Source organism: Thalassoglobus neptunius (genome assembly GCF_007859735.1).
Classification (GTDB): domain Bacteria; phylum Planctomycetota; class Planctomycetia; order Planctomycetales; family Planctomycetaceae; genus Thalassoglobus; species Thalassoglobus neptunius.
In genome coordinates this window covers 913,907-933,079 of the sequence record NZ_SIHI01000001.1, presented here as the reverse complement: position 1 = coordinate 933,079, position 19,173 = coordinate 913,907, and the positions used below count along the sequence as shown (strand labels likewise).

Here is a 19,173-nt window from a genome sequence, read left to right as displayed (position 1 = left end):
CATTGTGTTCCGTGGGGAAAGCGGTCCGACGTATGTGTCGAAACTCCTCAAGCTGCTTGAAAGTTGTTGCTGGATAATAAGTTGCTGCCGGTGAGGTGGACAAGGTCAATCATCTAAAGGAGGAAGAATTCGGGCAAGCAGTTCAATCTCAATAACGCTCTGTTCTTCGAGGTTCGTGTTGAGTTTCAACGTCCGGGAAAACTCTCCAGCTGGGACCGAATTCAATGTGACTGTCAACTTGTGTGACGTCTTCGCTTCGTCTTCGAATTGAACTTCGATCGATGTCTCTTCATCGGGTGCGGCGTAGCTGACTCGAAACGGAATCTGTTCTTTTGAAACGAGGAACAAGCTGCGAGTTTTTGGTGTCCCCACTTGAAATTGACCGAAATGAATTCGTTCTGGATAGGCGATTGGGCGACTCGATCGGCGCACCAGACGAATTGCAGCATGTGCAGCAACGGGATCGGAAGCCGTCTCCGGAGCCGCTGCTTCTTCCGACGAGGGAAGACGAACATTGAGAGTGTCGATTCGATCGGCTGATCCAGTCAGGTCTTGCCTTTCAATCTCAAGATCGATCTTCCATGTTGCATGCCACAACCCGGTTTCGACTTCAATCGGAGAATCGACCATGCGAATCGATTTCACACGGACATCGTCCGGGACGCCATCAAGAACGGGAGTTGGCGTTGTTGGGGAGTCACTTCGGAAATATCGAGTGATTTCAAGTTCTCTGTTCTCGAACTGCGGTGAGTTCCGGCTCATCTCACATTCAATCAATGCGGGAACGGCTTTGAAATCCTGATAAACCTGTTGAGTACACAAGATTCTCTGCACGCTCCTGGTTCCATCCTCAGCAGTGATTTCGAAGTCAGCAGTGTATGTCTTCCGGGACTCTTCTTGCGGAGACTGACCTTGAATGGCGAGAGTCAGTTTCTGACCGCTTCCGACTTCTCTTTCCGTTCCAGTCTCAAATGGTTCATCGTTGTCTGTTACAACGCCGTAGCAGGAACATCCAGTTCCCGTGAGAACCACCTGTTGGTTTCTGTCGCTGTTGTTGTGGATTCGAACCGGGCATCGAATCGTGCGCGGGGTGTCGCCTTGCAGTTCACTGAGCAGCAAGGCGGGAAGCTGAGTCGGAGCAGAGAATTCAACGCCAGCGTTTTCAGGCTTGGCACTTTGTCCGGAGCAACCGGCAACGAGTATGAACGTTGAAATCACAGAGAGCAAAGTGAGATGCAGGTGAGACATTGTCCATGGACGGCGAACAGGAAACTTGAGGGATTGTCAAAGCTCTTGAAATCATTCTTCGCGAGCAGGAAAAGCTTTGAAGAGTTCTTGAACTCGTGTTGAAGCTGGATTTCGTTCCATAGGTGTTTCGAGAACCGACTCAATTCGATTGAATCCAATGGAATCCATTCGGGGCGGGAGCATTTTCCGGTTGAGTGACTGGAGGGAGAATCAGGTTGGGCGAGGCGTTCATCGTGGTGTATCGTGGCTGGGGATCGACGAAGAATCAATAAAGACTTTGTAAAGCCTCATTTTCTGGAACAATACATTCGAGCTTGTCAGTGGGTGGACGATTGAGTCTCGATACCTGCTGGAGTATCGTCTCCGATGAACTCCAAGTCATCCGACAGCAAGGTCTCCGCTGATGCGAATCTTCATCCTGGGAATTGTCACACTCTCTCTTTACGTCGTGGGAATGGCATTCTCCTACGAAGCTGCGACGGACCACGTCGAGGTCGCAATCCTCAGCGAGGAAAACTGGGAACAGTTTGTTCCCGAAGGGAAAGAAGTCGATGCGATCTATGGAGATATCGTGTTGCGGAACCAGCATCTCGTGGCGGTGATTGCGAAACCGGTTCCAACGCGAAATGCAAATATGACCGTTCGTTCCGTCGGTGGATGTCTGATCGATCTCGCATGTTCTCTTGATGAAAGTGATCAGCTCAGCTGCTTCTATCCCGGCGGAAACGGAGTTCTTTATTCTGATTGGGAAGCAGGTTTCGATGGCCAACCAGAAAAGAGCATTTCGGCGGATTTGGAGACGCAGGCGAGTACGGCGTCGATTAGTGTCATCGCTCACGGAACTGACAGTCGTCCCGCGATTCGGACAACGTACGAGTTGGGAGTTGACGACAGAGCACTGACAATTCGCACGCAATACATCAACGCGGGGAAGAAGACTCTGACCATTCTTCCATCAGACAAGATTCGTGCTGATGGCGGAAACGAGCGCATGACAAAGTCTCCGAACGGAACAACTGCTCAATACTTCATCGATGATCAATACTGGGGGCAGGCTTATGTGATCAGTCCGGCATCCCCTGAAATCCGGATTCAATCCAATAGCGATTCTCGAAATTCAACGCTCAAGTATCTGTCAACTGACGGAAACGACCTCAAGCAGATCGGGCCGGATGCCAGCGAAGTCATCGTTCGCCGAATTGCGGCGGGACGCACTTTGTCCGATGCCGTCGCGAATCTTCAAACCGGTGAGACGAACGCGTTTCAAGAAACCACATTCTCAGTGACCGACAGCAACGGAGCCCCTGTTATCGATGCGTTGATCGAATTCAGCAACGGCGGAACTCATTCGGGAAGCTTGCGAACGAACGAGAACGGGGAAGCTTCCTCGCAAGTGGCTGTCGGCGTCGGGGAAGCTCGGATCTCTCAGTTCGGAACAAGTTTGGGAGTCCAGGAATTTACCGTGACTCCGTCAACAACCACTTCCTCCTACCGGATCGACCTGTCGTTGCCGGAATATGAACCCGGGAAACTTGCACTTAAGGTCGCTGACTCAGAACAAACACTGATTCCCAGCAAGATTGAAATCATCGGTGTCGATGGAACACCGTCTCCCGTATTCGGTCCCGATTCCGCAGAATTCGCAGTTCAAAACCTTCGGTACACTCCAAACGGAGTTTGTGAACAAGTGCTTCCGACGGGGCGTTATCTGATCCGGGTCAGTCACGGACCTGAGTACTCAAGCGAAGAGTTCGAGACGGAGATCACTGTCTCATCGGTGACTGAGCATGAAGTCACTCTTCATCGTTCCGTTTCAACACCCGGTTGGATCAGTAGTGACTTTCACAGCCACAGTTCCCCATCCGGAGACAATACCGCCAGTCAGCGGGGACGGGTTCTCAATCTTGTTTGTGAACACATCGAATTCGCACCGTGTACCGAACACAATCGAATCACGACTTATGAGCCGCATTTCGAAGCATTGGGAATCAAGAAGTTCATCTCCTCGGTCACCGGAATGGAATTGACTGGACAGCCTTTGCCGCTGAATCATCAGAATGTTTTCCCGATGCATCACCATCCTCATCGTCAAGATGGTGGCGGTCCGACGACGGATACAGATGTGGAGCGACAAGTTCAACGACTGGCTGCCTGGGACAATGGAAGCGAAAAGCTGATTCAGCAGAATCATCCGGATGTCGGCTGGCTGGTCTATGATAAGGATGGCGACGGAACCCACGACCATGGACACTCGCACGCCATTTCCCTCATTGACGTGATGGAAATTCATCCAATCGATCGTGCCTTAGTGCTCTGCAAGACTGACGACGTTACAGCAGAAGAAGCGAAGTCGAATCGGATCTTCAAGTGGTTGCAGTTGCTGAATCAGGGAAAACGGATTCCCGGAGTGGTCAATACGGACGCACACTACAACTTTCATGGATCGGGCTGGCTGCGAAACTGGATTGAATGTTCCACCGACGAGCCGAGTCAAATCGATCCGATGGAAATCGTCCGGTCATCGGAAGAGGGACGCGTTGTGATGTCGAATGGTCCCTTTCTTTCGTTCACCGCAACAGCGGATGAAACGTCGACTGGAGTGGGGCAGGATCTCACAGCTCCGTCCGGTCAGGTGGAACTCGAGATTGCTGTTCAATGTCCCAACTGGCACGAAGTCGACACTGTCTTCGTTCTCGTCAATGGCCGAGCGAGAGAAGACTTGATCTTCACACGCGAGGAGCATCCGGAGGCATTCAAAAAACGAGGCAAAGGTGGGAAGTTGACTCAAAATGTTTCGTTCAACATTCCACTGAAACTCGACACGGACGCGCATCTTGTCGCTGTGGCTGGGGGGAGGAACACACAACTCGGGCCTGTCGTCGGACCAAGAAAGTCCGGTGAAAATCCGACTGCAGTGACCAACCCCATTTTCGTCGACGTGGATGGCAATGGATTCGAGCCCAATTACGACACGCTTGGCCGCCCGCTCCCCGTCAAAGGGGATTGAGAAGCAGCCTGAGAACCGAAACCGTTCTCGCGAACTCTTGCGAGTGAATTGCGTTTGAGACTCACGCCAGTTCTGCGTCTTGTGGAACTGGGCATTGTCGTTTTCACACAAACTCACTCAACTGCACGCTGAGCGACATCCACTCTGCGAGTTCGCGCACGATGGGGTGGGCTTTGCAATTCATCAGCGATTTTCTTTGCGATTCAATAAGTGACACAATGCAGAATTCGACAGTCGACCAACTCCGACAATGGGACAACGACCACGTCTGGCATCCTTTCACTCCGATGGAAGCGTACAAGTCAGAAGAGGCGCCGATTATCGAATCCGGCGAAGGCTTTGAGCTGATCGATGTCGAGGGAAATCGCTATCTCGATGGGATCTCCGCTCTGTGGTGCAATGTGCATGGCCACAATGTCCCGGAGATCAATCTCGCCATCCAGAATCAACTCGGGAAAATTGCCCACACCACATTGCTGGGAATGTCTTCGACTCCCAGCATCGAACTTGCCAAACGACTGGTCGATCTCACACCAAAGTCGCTGACGCGCGTCTTTTATTCCGACAGTGGCTCAACGGCTGTGGAAGCTGCCCTCAAAATGGCGTGGCAGTTCCATCGGCAAAAACCTTCCGGGCCAGAAGAGCGAGACCTGTTCGGGACGGTCAGCGGAGCTTATCACGGGGACACCATCGGTTCCGTCAGTGTGGGAAGCATTGAACTGTTCCACCAGGTCTACGGTAAGATGTTGTTTCAAACAGTCAGTGTCCCGTCGCCCGCTTCGGTTCATTCTTCTCCGTCAGAGACGCGCGATCGCGAGGTGACAGACTGTTTCGATCAGGTGCGAAACATCATCGAAGAATACGGATCACGGTTGAATGCATTTGTGATCGAACCTCTCGTTCAAGGGGCGGCAGGAATTCTTGTTCATCCCCCCGGCTATTTGCAGCACGTTCGAGACCTGACGAAGAAGGCGGGGATTCCGTTGATCTGTGACGAAGTCGCGGTTGGCTTCGGTCGAACCGGGACAATGTTTGCCTGCGAGCAAGAAGATGTTGAACCGGATCTGATGTGTCTGGCCAAAGGGATTACGGGCGGCTATCTCCCGGTGGCGGTGACGATGGCGAGTGAAGAAATCTTCTCAGCGTTCTTAGGAGATCCATCCGCCGGAAGAACGTTCTTTCACGGTCACACATACACCGGCAATCCCCTGGGATGCGCGGCTGCGTTGGCGTCATTGGACTTGCTGGAACGGAACTCCGTGATTGAGAACGCAAAAAGAATCGCAGGAGTTCTTGAGGACGAATTGCAGCTTCTCCGTTCTCATCCCCATGTCACAGAGATCCGCCAGAAAGGGACAATGGTGGGTATCGAGTTCGTTCGGTCTCGCACTCCGCTTGAACGGTATCCTGCAACAAGAAGAACAGGTCATCTTGTGACTTTGGCAGCCCGAAAGCGTGGAGTCATCCTTCGCCCCCTGGGTGACACCGTCGTCTTAATGCCTGCACCGGCTATGCCTGAGGAACTTGTGAAGAAGCTTTGCCGGGTTGTGATTGAGTCGATTGACGAAGCAACAAGTGAATCCGGCGAGATGAATTGAGTCCAGTTCAATCCGGGAATGGATCAGAAAGCGGTTGACTCTCAATCTGCCTGAATTGAGATTTTGCGAGGCTGCGACCTCGGGACACGTGGCAAGCGAACTTCAAGAACGCCATCGGTCAACTTTGCGGAAATTCGTTCGTGATCAACATCATCGCTGAGGATGAATGAACGGAGAAAATCACCTTGGTGATACTCCTGATGAACGAGTGTTTCCAACCGATCGTTCGGCATGTCGACTCGACCGAAAAGGGTGAGACGATTGTCCTGGACTTGTAGATCGAGATTCTCTGCGGACACGCCAGGAAGATCGGCACACAACACCAAACCTTCTTCGGTTTCGTAGATGTCGATTGGAGGAGTCCGGACCCATCGTTGTGGACTCTCTTCCGATTGTGAAAGCGAAGAGTCGTCACGATTTGGGGAGTCGTCACGTTCAGGCTGTTGCGGTTCGATGGTTTCACTCATCGGGACTCTCCCTCTGTGGCGTTTTCGTTCGAGATCTCCGATCGTCCCTTGGTGACTGGAATCTGCTTCGGTGCAGCGGATGGAGTCTTGGGAAGATAAAGCTTCAGCAATCCATCATTCAATTCCGCCCGCACATCGTCGTCGTTGATCCGCTCGGGAACTGAAATCGAACGTTCCCAGTTTCCAATCGGGCGTTCGCGACGACGGAATCGATCTTCGGGGACGTCGCCCGCCGGAGTTCGTTTTCCTCGCATCGTGACCACTCCGTTGGCGACGGTGAGATCAAGTTCGGCAGCTGTGCATCCGGAGAGCTCGGCCGTGATCAGGTATTCGGATCCCAGGTCGTAGAGATTGAGCATTGGATAGGGGCGACCAATTCTCGGGTTCTCGAAAGCAATATCCATGCTTCGAACCCAACGATCGACTTCACGTTCCAAGTCGCGAAACGCGTCAAATGCACTTCCCCATCGGAAAACGGGCATGTTCAACCTATTTAGCCACACAATGTTTCTGAGGGGAGAGGGAAAGAGCAAATGTTGCGCCTTTACCCCGACGAGGAGCGTCCTGTGGGCGTAAGTTGAATTTTAGCAGATGGTTACGCAACTGTTTTTTGTGAGGGCTGTGCGGGTGAAAGGGAACAAAGGCTGTCAATCTGACAGACGGCGTTAATCTTCTCGGTGATGCAACCGTTTTTTTAAGCAAATTCGCTGAAACAGTTTGACTCCCCCAAACTGGGGGCTAGGTTTCATGACGGAATGTATTGAGCCCCCTGAATTGTCGAGGCCAGCTATGCGTCGAGCTGTCTCAAATCTGTTGACTTCTAATGGAAGAATCCTGTGTTCACTGGCAACTCAATCCGTTCGATTCGTAAGTTTCTCGCTGACGAAAGTGGGCCGACGTCCGTTGAGTACGCGGTCATGCTTGCGTTGATCCTCGCAGTTTGCATCGGGGCCGTCCGCGCCTTGGGTGACGGGCAAACCGGAATGTGGGGAAAGAATCTGAGCGAGTTGGAACGGCACGGCTTCTAAGCCATTGTTCTCTGTTTTCGTCTTCGTAAAGACATACTTCGCAGTGAATGTTTGTTGGTGGATTCTCTGCGACTTCGCGAACGGTCCGTCAGGATTCGGCAAAAGAACTCAGTGAATTTTACGTTCGTCAGCTGGAAGAATTTTCTTCGCTGTCGGAATCGGCCTGTTCGACTTCTCTCAACTGATCAAACAGGTGTGCGCCCGTCTGCTCGATGATGAAGTCATCGCTCTCTTCAGGAATCGCCCGAGGAAATTCTGTACTCACCGGTCCCTTCGAAATGATCGGTTTCTGCGGAGAAGTTTTCGGCGCGGGAGCGACTTTTCTTTTTGCGGTCGCTGCCTGAAAACGGAACCCCACATCTCCAACCCAGACTTCGTCTCCGTGGTTCAATGGGAGTTCGGGTTTTGCACTCGCTTCATTGACTCGAACCCCGTTCATGCTGCCGAGATCCCGAATGAGATAGGTGTCGTCAATTTGCGCAATGCAGCAATGTTTTCGAGAAACCTTGCGGCTCGTTTTGAGAACAATGTCGCATTCGTTTCCCCGACCAATAAACATGACCGCCTTGGCAAGATGGATCGGAGCACCGCCTGCGAGTGGAACCAGAATCATCCGCACATCCACTTGCTTTTGGGGAGCAGAGAACAGGAGTTACTTGGAATGTTATCGCATTACCGGGTCATTGCCGATGAAAATCAGGAATTTCAGCGCTGAGTCGGTCGATCACACTCGCTTCGAATGTTCCTGCGTCTTTTGCGGCCAAACGCAGAATGGATCGAATGAACCGGGATTCGGCGAGAGCGGTGAAACAACGGAGGAGGGTCAGTCGTTCGGATATTTGACGAAGATGTCTTCGCCCCGAATCTCAACTTCGAATGTTTCGACCGGTTGCGTGGCGGGCATGCAGAGTGCTTTGCCTGTGCGAACGTCGAACTTCGCCCCGTGTCGCGGGCATGTCAACTCGCAGCCGTTTAACTCGCCATCGGTCATCGGTTGACCGTCATGGGTGCAGACATCTTCGACGCAGTAGTAGTCGTCTGCGATTCGAATCACAAGGGCAGAGACTTCGTCTCCCAGGATGACAGAAAGTCGATCCCCGTCGCCAAGTTCCGATGTTGAACCAACTCGTTCGAAGCGATCACTCATGGTCTGCGAATTCCAAATATTGTTGACATTCCGGCCTCATTCTAGGGAGCCGGGAATTGCGATGAACTCTATTCGCTCGGGACAGCCCCGTCAGGGAACAGCTGTGAGACACTCGTTCGGTCATGAATGGATTGAATGGCTTCAGCAAAAAGCTCTGCGACGGAAACAACCGAGATGTTGTGGGGCAATGGGTCGTTCTGAGGTTCGATCGTATCCGTAATGAACAACTGCTTGATGCCACTCTTCGCGATCCGGGGAGCGACACCCTTGGAAAGGACTCCGTGGGAAACGGCAGCATAAATGTCGTTTGCACCTCGGTCTTTGAGGACATCCGCCATCGACATCAGCGTCCCACCGGAAATGGTGAAGTCGTCGACGATCAGGACATTGCGCCCGTCGACGTCTCCGATCAGTTCCAGAACTTCGGCCCGTTCGGTGTGGTCGCGTCGGGTTTTGTTTCCAATGACAACTGGAACGCCGAGGTAGTTTGCGTAAGCTGACGCCCCTTTGGCGAATCCGATGTCCGGGGAACAGACCACGAGGTTTTCGATTCCCAACGACTTGATGTGATCACAAAGGACATAGCGAGCGTAAAGGTGATCGACGGGAACCCGGAAGAATCCTTGAATCTGCGGTGAGTGCAGGTCCATCATCAAACATCGATCCGCCCCGGCTGCTTCAAGGGCATCGGCACACACGCGAGCACGAATCGATACTCGCGGTTCGTCTTTCTTGTCCCCTTTGGCATAACTGAAGAAGGGGATGACGGCTGTGATCTGTTGTGCACTGGCGCGTTTGAGTGCATCGATCCAGAACAACAACTCCATGAAATTGTCGTTGACCGGCTGGTGCGTTCCCTGAATGACGTAGCAATCACAGCCGCGAACATTTTCGAGGATGCGAACGAAGACGTTCCCTTCGCTGAAGTAGTGTGCCTCGCAGGGAGTCAATCTCACTCCCAATTCGTTGGCGATTTTTGCGGCCAGTTGCTTATTCGCTGAACCGGCAATGATCGCCAATTCCCCTTGCGGAGGCTGAAACGCTTGCGGACGGGGACCGTTGTTCGGTCGATATGACATGCCGGACTGCTAGGTTGAAATGATGAACAATTGAGGAAGATTCCAACGATGATGGCATCATATCGGTCCGGGGAGACGACACAAGCGTCGTGCACTTGCCGATCTCTCCGGAAGTGATTTCGGGACGAAAACTCCGGCGGAAATTACCCTTCCGCCGAATTGTCCTGTGTCGGAGCGTTTTCGTTCGCGAATTTCATGTCTTGGTCTCGAGGATCTGGCATTCGGGCCAGCAATGTAAAGACAATCACTGGGAGAGGCATGAGCGCGAACAGAATCAAGGATGGATCGAAGGATCCCTGCCAATCTTTGATCAGTCCCATTGCGAACGGTCCTCCGCTCGATGACACGACCATTGTTGTCATGGCAAAGCCTGTAATCTGACCGAGATGAAGTCGACCGAATCGGCGTGCCCAGAGCGGATGAGAGATCCCGAAAAATGTTCCCTGACCACTCCCGAGCAGTCCGCCCGCCAGAAGGGCAGTCGCTGAGGAATCGGACTGGTAAAGCAAAACCAATCCACCAGCCAATCCCAGGTGGCCAGCAATCATCAGTGGTTTGGGGGGAACGTAGTCGGCCAGGACTCCTCCAATGAATTGCGTGATCGCCATGCATGCTGCCAGAACGGACATGAATCGCGCGTGATCCCATTCATTCAGTCCTCGTTCTGCGAGAACCGGTGTCAGGTTGAAGACCACTGCAGTCATGACCAGCGCGTTCAAACCGGCCCCGAATGTGATCGCCCAGAAGGCGAACGTTCGCATCGATTCATGCAATGTGAGACCGTTGAACTGGATCGATTCCGATTTCGATCGATCGAGACCGTGGTCGATTACCTGACCGACATCCCCGGGCCGCGACTGAAAGAGGCAAACGAATAGCGGGACCAGACCGACCAAAAGGACACATGCCCAGATCGCGTAAGTTTCCCGCCAGTTGAGGAAGGTCAACATCCACAAATTGATCGCCGGGACAGTCCCCATGGCGACGGAGATGGCAATTTTCCGAAACGCCTCCACCAGTCCGAGTCGCCGGTCAAACCAGAACGCCAGGGTATTGCCGCTCAGCATGGCAAGCGTGCCGGGGCCGAGCATTCGCAGAAAGCAGAACGCCAGCAATAGCATGAACCAGTTCATGCTGATTGAAAGCACGAGGCAGGCTCCAGCGAGGAGGATCAACGTGACGAGCATTGTCGTTCGCAATCCCCAGCGGTCCATTAAGCGACCGAAGTACGTAATCGGAATCGCCCCTAACAGCGTTCCCATCAGGTAAGCACCGGCGAGTTGCGTGTGCGACAGATTGAGCGATTCGCGAATGGGAGCGTTGAACGTCGAGATCCCAAATGTCTGACCGACAGAAGTTGCTGCCAATGCCAGCATGGCGAGCGGGAGCATGACCCATCCGTAGTAAAACGGAAGTGTCGAACTTCGACTGATTGCCAAATCGGAAGAATTCATTCGTCCATCCATGTTCAAGAATGCGAAACAGACGCGTCACGGGTCGTTCCGTCATGGGCTTGGTTCGCGTTCGACCATACCACTGAAGAGGCAATTGGAAATGAAGACGTTCACCGATTTTTCGAGATTCTTGAATCTATTCTGCCAGCCGATCGACACATCCACACGAGTGAATGGCTCGGGGCTTTCTCATGCGGAAACATTGATCGCTCAGCCGTATGGATCAGCTGTTTTTGATGCATGTAATGTGGAAGCATCTTGCATCGGCTTATGTATTCCAGTGGCTGCGAAACGAAAGTGATATGGCTGAGATTGCGAGTTCATCATCGCGATTCCAAAGCCGTCCTCAGAACTTGCCACGCCGTTTCGGGAGAGGATCCATGGAGAGAACACTTCGGTCGAATGCTTGTTTCATCAGATCCGTTTTGAGCTGCGCAGCTGATGGGTTGGACCAAAGATTGACGAACTCGCCCGGGTCACTTTCGAGATCGTAAAGCTCTCCCTCATCGACTCCGTGATAGACCACGATCTTGTGGGTGTTGGTGCGAAGCATCGTCGCGTACGAATGTTCGTGCGTCCAGGAATTCAAGTATTCGCAAAATACTGAGTCGCGATGCTCGTCGACTGGGGAATCGTCCACACAGAGTGGAAGAAAGCTTCTGCCTTGGAACTGTTCTTCAAGAGGAATTCCAACAGCTTCACAAAGAGTGGGGACAAGGTCCGTCAATTCGACGAGTGCTGACGAACGTCGAGACTTCTGGAACCCGTTATTCCATTGCAGGCACAACGGAACGTGAACAGCTTCCTCATAGAAGTGGGGACCTTTGAGATACAAGCCATGGTCGCCGAGCATCTCCCCGTGATCCGACATGAAAATGACGATGGTGTTGTCGAGTTGCCCCGTCTCTCGGAGTGTCTCGATCATGCGTCCCACTTGATCGTCAATCAACTCGACCATGGCGTAGTAGGCCGCTGTGATTCGCTGCGATTCAGCCGGCGTGATTGTATCGACTCTCATTCCGCCGACGTCGTTATGTGCCCAGACGTGATCGAGTTGTTGATAGCTTGGCTTTTGATCGAGTGTCGCTTTCTGGAATTTGGGAAGAGGCATCTCTTCCGGCCGATAGCGTTTCAGGTACTCCGCCGGCGGATCGAAAGGATGATGCGGGTCAAACATGTTGACCGAAAACATCCATGGCTGATCGGTTGTGGAGCGAATGAATTCGATCGCCATTTCCGCACACCACGTCGTTTGGTGGTACTCGGCGGGAACACCTTCCCGAACGTATCCTACTTCCGGAGATGTCAGCAATTCCTCCCAGGAAACGTTCTTCGATGCGAGCCATTGCTGGTAGGCATTCTCTGGCCAGTCGGGCTGCGGATGATGGCTCCAATGAAAGACGTCGTAGCCGTCGTCGATTTTTTCTTCAACTTTCCCTTCGGAACAGGAACTGAGATGCAACTTCCCCGCAAGTCCGCACCGATAGCCATGATCTTTCAGAATGCGAGGCAAGAGTCTTTCGGTTGAGTGAATCGTCTGGCCATTTTGTCGGCAGCCAGTGTTTCGTGGATAGCGTCCCGTGAGAAACGAAGCACGACTCGGACTGCACACCGGACTTTGACAATATGCTTGATCGAAACTGATGCCGTGATCAGCAATCTGATCGATGTTGGGAGTGTGAATCAGCGAATTCCCGAAACGATGAATCGTGTCGTATCTCTGCTGGTCGCTGCAGATCCACAAAATGTTTGGACGCGATCGGACTTCGGAGTTCACGTTACTTGTTTTCTGTTTCCAACTGATCAATGAGCATCGACTCGAGAAGCTTCGCGATTTCGGTTTGTCGTTTGCCAATGGTGTCTAACAATTGCTGACGAGTGCCCGCACCGCTGTCGAAGTTGGGATCGTTCTCGTCACGCGAGAGAATCCCGCTGTTCACCCAGTCTTGCGTGTCCCGATGAAGCTGCTCCTGCAACTGGGCCACAAGTTCGATTGACCAACCTGTCATCTCCTCCGACGAGTCTCGTTGAGAGTTGTTCTCAGAGTTTCGAGGCGACACGTCTGCGGGCGACATTTGAGAAATCGTATCGAGCGTTGATTCGATCCACTTCAACGTGAGTGAGTCATGATCGTCATGTTGAAAATTTCGAAGTCGCGAAGCAGTGATTGTGGCTTCACTTGCGAGCGAGGTGAGAAGTTGTTTGAGAACCGCAAATTCCTCCGCTTGAAGACTGAGGGAATTTAGTTCGTTGCGAAGTTCGAATTCGGACTCGGATTGCTCGACAAAGTGTCGTTTCGCCGCACGGCTTAAGTTGTGGTTCGAACTCGGAGCCGGAAGTGACGAACGAATTTCCTGTTGGAGCTTGGCGAGTTGACCCGCGTTGAGGCATAACGCTCGCAAGCGATTCTTCTGTTCCTGCAGGTTCAGTTCCTTCTGAATTCGATTCAGGGCCTCAACGCTTTGTTCCATCTTGGATGCGAGATCGTCGAGGCTCTGTTGAACTTCAGAATGCGCCCTCTCATCCAGTGAGTTTCGAAGTTCTCTTTGAAGCGAGCTGACTTCTGAGAGGAGTTCTCGTAACTGTAGAAGATCAAGTTCCTCGGCACGTTGAATGATGTCGTTGAGTTGCTGTTCAAGTTGTCGTTCGGATTCAGTAAGTCGATTCTTCCCGAGAAGAAAACTTCGCCATCGCTCAGCGAGTTGTGTTCGCTGTGAATGAATCGCGTCGAGATCATGCTTCAAGTCGGTCACAGCTGTGAGAAGTTCACTGTCTGTGAGTTGCATTCGAATGGCTTCAGTGTTCGTGAGCGACAACAGGAGGTCGAGCAATTCGTTGTCCTGATCCATCGCTGTGACAATATTGTTGTCGAGAATAAACTCGCGAATGCTGGCCATTCTCTCCTGTGGGTTCAGCCTGAGAATCTGATCACCGTCCGGGATCTGACCTAAATTTCGGTTCGGGGAACTGCCGATGGTCCGTTGGCGTGCGAAGGTTTCGAGAGATTCGCCAAGTTCCAAATGACGATCGGCGAGTCGGATGAGGTGTGCTCGTTGGCTTGGGGAGACGTCACCTGCAGGAAGTCCGAGTGTGCTGGCGCCGAGTTCTCGCAAGTCTTCCATCAGCGTTCTCAGCTTCGCGATGATCTGCCGCCACTGTTCCAAACTTTCCTTGGAATCGACCCACGATTCGAGGTTGATCAACGCTTCTCGAAGGGCTCTTTCGATCGTGTTTTGATCGTGAACGATTTCCGACAGGTGATCTCGGACTGCGGGCAATTCATGAGACAGAAGAGGAAGACTCGACCGCGAGCGAGTTTCCTGACGGATCAAATCGAGTCGGACTTGCAGGTCAATGAGAGTGCTGTCCATGAGTGGGCTGAGCGTCTCGATGGCCATGACGACTGCGTTCGTCAGCGGACATTGACCGATCTTGTTCTGAATGATTCGATCGTGAATCGACTCTAACCCATTGGTGAGGACTTCGGCTGCGAGACGATCTGTCAAAAGTTCCTGCTGGGCAATCAACGAGATGAGTTCGTTCGTCTCTTCAGAACGAAGTTTTTCCCCATTCTCAAAGGAGGCCAACAACGGTTCGAGACGAGTTCGAAGAGTGGGCTGCAAGGTCGATAATGAAATAATGGTCCGCGTCACTTTCGTTAACTCGGCTGAAAGTTGCTGCCGCATTTCATCTTCAGAGACGATGAAGACCTGAATTGGATCGGAAACGGAAGGTGTCGAATCGGGCCGGGCATCTGAAGCTCGGCATCTCAGCGTGATCACATCACCGGGGTGAAGATCGAGGTCGCTGACCGACAGAATTGCTTTCACTTCTCCGTAGCGCCCTTCGTTGGTCAGTTCTCCTGGGAGGACTCTCGATGCGCTGCCTTCAATGAGTCCTTCGAGGCTGCGAAGGCCAAAGTCATCGTTGGCTGTCATTTGTAACTCGAATGACGCTTGAGGAGTCAACGTCAGATCTCGTCTGGGATGAACGATCGTCACCACTGGAGCGAGGTCACCGACTGAGTTCAACGTAATCGTGCGGGCCAGAAACGGAGACGCATCGTAGGAAACGGTTTGATCCGGAATGACGGCTTGCGCCAACAGTTCAAGCGACAGCAGTCCCACAAATTGAGACGGGACCTGCCAGTCGAAACTGACAACATTCGTCCCGCCGACGACCTCTTTTTGGACAACGGATCTGTCTGAACGGTCACGGATCAGAAAGCTCTCAAGAGGTTGGTCAAACGTAAATGTCATCTGCAGTGTCGAACCGGCGACGACATCAATTGGACCGGCCCAATGTCGTAGTTCCTGATCGGGAGTTTCGAGATAATCAGGGCTGGTGATGTGACAAACGGAATCGACGAGTCTCGGTCGCGATCGCCATTTGACCGTTGTCCACGCGGAAGAAAGGTCGTCTCCTCCGACGACCCGAAACTGAGTCGTTTTGGTGGACGACGGGAAGAGGGAAAATTCAAGTTCTTGACGACGCTGGTCCGTTTCGCCAGCTTCAACTTCGCGAGGCCGAAACCGATTGTGCCGAGAACTTCCGCGAAGCGTTTCAACCCATACGTCTTCCGGCAGTTCGCCGATCAGGTCGATGATTCGAAAGAGGGCGACATCAGCTTCATCAACAGAGATCGTCGCTCCGGTGATGATCGGTTTGTTCTGCTTGTCGAAAATCTGAAAACGTGTCGTTTTCGGCCAGATTGTTTGCGAACCGGGATGACTCAGCCTCTCACTGGCAATTTGAATTCGGTCGGCGTAAAGAACACCGAGGCTGATCAGGGAAAACACCATCACCAACGACGCACAGACAAGCGGCCATGTTCTCAGTGGAATTGCTGCTGCTTCGATTTGCAGAGCCCCAACGTCTTTTTGAATCTGCTGTTTCCAGTCCAAATGGTTTTTGAGTTCGAGCGCGGACTCCTCAAACGCAATTGGAGGCGCCAGCTTGCCAGCAAGTCGAGGAGTTACTGCTTCGATGGTCAGTGCCGTGTCGATCGTTGAGATGCGAGTTTGCATCAATCTGCGAATCAGCCAATAGGCGCATCCCAGGAGCCACGCCCAGAAGGCAAACGAAAGAAGAGACCGAAGCACGGGAGATTCGGGTTGAATCCACCAGTCAACCACACCCAGAAATCCCCATCCCACGATAAGTGCCGTCAGGGAGCGCAGCACATGATCGACGACGTAAAGCGACCAAAGCCGTCGACGAATCTGCTCCAGAGGATGTTGTGAAAGGTGGGTTGAAATCGATGAAATCCTGAACCGGAAGCAGAGCGTTTTCTATTATGACGTAACTATTGTGACCTAAAGCGGAACGATCTCGTTCAACTGAACATCGGCATGAAAACACTCCGGAAAGTCAGCATGGGAAGTCTCGACGATATTGTAGCAGTGATTCGTGGCAGCGGGGAGAAATGAAGGAGATGAAAGGACCGAGGCGTGTTCAGAGTCGGTTCACAGATCTCAATTCAGGGGCCGCGAAATCCCGGTCAATTGAGTCCAAAGCGGCGGCGAATGACCCAGTCAACGGTAAGACCGAGGATCGCGAGGCACAGAATTTCCCATCGGTTCCATAGTGGAAGAATCGTCGTTTGTGCGGTGCTTCGATCTGGACCCTCTGGAAGCCTCTGGATTAATTCTTCGAGTTCATCGGGAGTCTGAAAACTTCCTCCACTCACAGCGGCCAACTCCTCAAGAAACGAACGGTCCATGGCTTGCGAACTCGCTTCGGCATCGTAGGGACTGACACGAAATGGTCGCTTCAGGGCTGAGGTTTCCTCCTGATCAGCGAGAATCGTTGCTTCATAGGTCCCCGGGGCAAGTGAGGAGAACTGGTGCGCGTAAAGTTGGTCCATGTCAGAAGTCGGTTGAAGAGACAGTTCGGCAACTAGCATTTTATCCTGGGTCAGCTGCAATTGCGGCAAACGGTTTTCATCAAATTCTCCTCCTCGGTCCAGAACTAGAATATCAATCGGTTGATTCGTAGAGGCTTGCTCAGGGTTGATCAGCAACTCGACAGATGGAAGTTGTTCAGCCATTCTCATCTTTGCCGAGTAACGAACAAGTTGAGACCAAAACTGGCGATAGAGTTCTCCCTGAATGAGGAATTTCCACCTCCACGAATCATCGAAGGCTTGTTGAAGAATCTGTCCTCTTCCCAACCTCATCGAAACGCTGAGTGGCAAACCTTGACTCTCAGCTGTTTCACTATTTCCCTGAAGCAGCACAATCGCGGCAGGGTGGATTTGCAGGTTCATCGAATGAGGATAGACGGCCGGCAGTTGTTCGGACGCACTCTCTTGGATGGATCGGGGGAGCATGCGTTGGGCACGCCCCTCCGCAGTCAGTGTGGGAATGACAGGAATCCGGGGTTCCTCGACGGCAACACCGGCCGGAGTCATTGGGAGCAACTTCGAATAGGGAAGAGTTTCCCAGTCGGAAGACAGCAAGCGTCGTCCGGGAATGAAAATCAATCCCGCACCCGTCTTCTCAACATACTCGGGCAAAGCCATCCAGAATTCACTCGGAAGATCATCTCCGACAAGATCTCCAATCACGACGGAATCGTACTCTTTGAGTTCATCGAGCGTCCGCGGGGACGTGAGAACGGCGGTGCGATCTTCGGTTACGTATTGAGCGTCGCTGGAAAGCAGAAGTGTTCGAAGAGTGATATTCCTGTCCCGTTCGAGCGTTGACTTCAATCTGCGGAATTCCCAACGAGGAAGCGAATCGATCAGGAGAACGTTGATCGAAGTCTCCCGCCCGTAAACAGAAACCGTCCGCGTGTTGTTTCCGACTTCGACTTCGCCAGGTTGAGGAACGATGGCGATGCGAAATGTGTTTCTCCCGACTTTCAGGTCAGGAATGGTCAAATCGACAGTCGTCATGGTCTGGCCAGTATCGAATCGAAATTCGGTGCTGTCAGCGACTTCGTCTGTTCCGTCGTGAATCAACTCGATCGTTGCAGGGGAGCTTGTCTGTTGATTGGATTCCACTTGAACTCGAATGTCGATCACATCTCCAACGAACCCGATCGGTTCGGCATCAACCGATGCAATTCGCAAGTCGACAGTTTGTTCTGAGTTTCCGGTTCCCAACACAATGAACGGTGACGAGAAACCGTTGAGCGAGTCGCGAATGACCGATCGGGTGATGGATCGTTGTTCAGAATTTGACCGTCCGGTTTCGGTGATCAGCTTCGGGACTTGATTTCCATCGGTGACCAGTAGAACCGCAGCAGGGGGCCGCCCCTGGTAACTCTCTCGAATTGCGTTCAGCGCTCCGAGAATGTCAGTTGTCCGACCGGTTGGGGTCAATGCGTTGACGTTGTCATCGAACTCACTCGATTCTGAAATTCGCTGCGGTCCGTGGATACTGGAGTCGAAACTGAACAGATCGATGTTGTACTGATCTGTGAGGCGTTCCGAGATGTTCTGGGACGGTGCCGCAAAGATCTTCTTCACAAGTTCCAGCCGAGACACGTCACCTTCAAACACGTTCAGTCGGGAAGCGTCGGGGCTGGAAAGATTGGCAGCTCCGTCGCGATTCTGCATGCTCAGCGACGTGTCGATCACGACTGCAATGGTCGCTTTCCCGAACGTCAGAACTTTGAGACGAACTTGCAGGAGGAGCAAAGCGAGCATGACTCCGACCAGGAATCTGCTCGCGAAACTGAGAATACGAAGACGTTTCGGAAGAGATCGCGTCGCGACAGCAGTCACCCACGCCGCACCGACGATCACGGCGAAACCGGCCAGGTAGACTGTCCACACCTGCCAGTTCCACGAAGCTTCCAACCTCAATGAATACCTTCCTCCGTCAACAGCATTCCATCCCGGAATGTTGAAGTAGCGAGCGACCAAATTGTTGAGAAAATGGTTCACTCGTTGAAGGTAGTCGAATTCCCGGATTAAGAGCTACTCAGAAACAAATCTTGTCTCTGTCGCAGTTCTTTTTTCGCACACCACTGCGTCTCTATGCAAATGAAAGAAGGCTCTTGTGATGACAAGAGCCTTCTAAATATTAATTGCGTCGGAAGTCAATCGATCGAGCACTCGGAACCTGAGTCAGGTTGATGCCGACGTGTTCGCGAATATCGGCCAGTCGCTTCGCTCTCGATGGACCGCTGTAGATT

The 19,173-nt window shown here is 52.5% G+C and carries 13 protein-coding genes; 3 read left to right on the top strand and 10 right to left on the bottom strand.

Going from position 1 to position 19,173, the window contains the following annotated elements; all coding sequences use genetic code 11:
* Window positions 1–105: 105 nt before the first annotated feature.
* Window positions 106–1,248, bottom strand: a complete 1,143-nt coding sequence (locus tag KOR42_RS03825) for a hypothetical protein (protein WP_146507283.1) — start codon at window positions 1,246–1,248, stop codon at window positions 106–108.
* A 403-nt stretch (window positions 1,249–1,651) separates the two neighbouring features.
* On the opposite strand from KOR42_RS03825, the gene KOR42_RS03820 reads away from it, so the two are divergent.
* Window positions 1,652–4,255: a CehA/McbA family metallohydrolase gene (locus KOR42_RS03820; RefSeq protein WP_146507282.1), complete on the top strand. Its 2,604-nt coding sequence runs from the start codon at window positions 1,652–1,654 to the stop codon at window positions 4,253–4,255.
* 218 nt (window positions 4,256–4,473) lie between these two features.
* Window positions 4,474–5,853: an adenosylmethionine--8-amino-7-oxononanoate transaminase gene (gene bioA / locus KOR42_RS03815; protein ID WP_146507281.1), complete on the top strand. Its 1,380-nt coding sequence runs from the start codon at window positions 4,474–4,476 to the stop codon at window positions 5,851–5,853.
* 41 nt (window positions 5,854–5,894) lie between these two features.
* Here bioA and KOR42_RS03810 read toward each other — a convergent pair whose 3' ends face one another.
* Window positions 5,895–6,320 carry an Hsp20/alpha crystallin family protein gene (locus KOR42_RS03810; RefSeq protein WP_146507280.1) on the bottom strand — a complete coding sequence of 142 codons (426 nt, stop codon included), beginning with the start codon at window positions 6,318–6,320 and terminating at the stop codon, window positions 5,895–5,897.
* Window positions 6,317–6,802, bottom strand: a complete 486-nt coding sequence (locus KOR42_RS03805; RefSeq protein ID WP_146507279.1) for an Hsp20/alpha crystallin family protein — start codon at window positions 6,800–6,802, stop codon at window positions 6,317–6,319. The genes KOR42_RS03810 and KOR42_RS03805 overlap by 4 nt, the downstream gene beginning before the upstream one ends.
* A 354-nt stretch (window positions 6,803–7,156) precedes the next feature.
* Here KOR42_RS03805 and KOR42_RS03800 point away from each other — a divergent pair, with 354 nt between their 5' ends.
* Entirely contained in the window at window positions 7,157–7,348 is a 192-nt protein-coding gene (locus KOR42_RS03800) for a Flp family type IVb pilin (protein WP_231740623.1), read from the top strand.
* 127 nt (window positions 7,349–7,475) lie between these two features.
* Here KOR42_RS03800 and KOR42_RS03795 read toward each other — a convergent pair whose 3' ends face one another.
* The 7 genes from KOR42_RS03795 to KOR42_RS03765 form a co-directional block, all read right to left on the bottom strand.
* Window positions 7,476–7,961: an FHA domain-containing protein gene (locus KOR42_RS03795; RefSeq protein WP_146507278.1), complete on the bottom strand. Its 486-nt coding sequence runs from the start codon at window positions 7,959–7,961 to the stop codon at window positions 7,476–7,478.
* A gap of 210 nt (window positions 7,962–8,171) precedes the next feature.
* Window positions 8,172–8,495, bottom strand: a complete 324-nt coding sequence (locus KOR42_RS03790; protein WP_146507277.1) for a non-heme iron oxygenase ferredoxin subunit — start codon at window positions 8,493–8,495, stop codon at window positions 8,172–8,174.
* A 68-nt stretch (window positions 8,496–8,563) separates the two neighbouring features.
* Complete coding sequence (locus KOR42_RS03785; protein WP_146507276.1) at window positions 8,564–9,574, bottom strand: ribose-phosphate diphosphokinase; 1,011 nt, start codon at window positions 9,572–9,574, stop codon at window positions 8,564–8,566.
* Between the two features lie 143 nt (window positions 9,575–9,717).
* Window positions 9,718–11,028, bottom strand: coding sequence for an MFS transporter (locus KOR42_RS03780; RefSeq protein WP_197440831.1), 1,311 nt, complete (start codon window positions 11,026–11,028; stop codon window positions 9,718–9,720).
* 346 nt (window positions 11,029–11,374) lie between these two features.
* Entirely contained in the window at window positions 11,375–12,805 is a 1,431-nt protein-coding gene (locus tag KOR42_RS03775) for a sulfatase family protein (protein WP_146507274.1), read from the bottom strand.
* Window position 12,806: 1 nt separating this feature from the next.
* Complete coding sequence (locus KOR42_RS03770; RefSeq protein WP_146507273.1) at window positions 12,807–16,211, bottom strand: coiled-coil domain-containing protein; 3,405 nt, start codon at window positions 16,209–16,211, stop codon at window positions 12,807–12,809.
* A 317-nt stretch (window positions 16,212–16,528) separates the two neighbouring features.
* Window positions 16,529–18,811 carry a VWA domain-containing protein gene (locus tag KOR42_RS03765; RefSeq protein WP_231740620.1) on the bottom strand — a complete coding sequence of 761 codons (2,283 nt, stop codon included), beginning with the start codon at window positions 18,809–18,811 and terminating at the stop codon, window positions 16,529–16,531.
* Window positions 18,812–19,173: the final 362 nt, after the last annotated feature.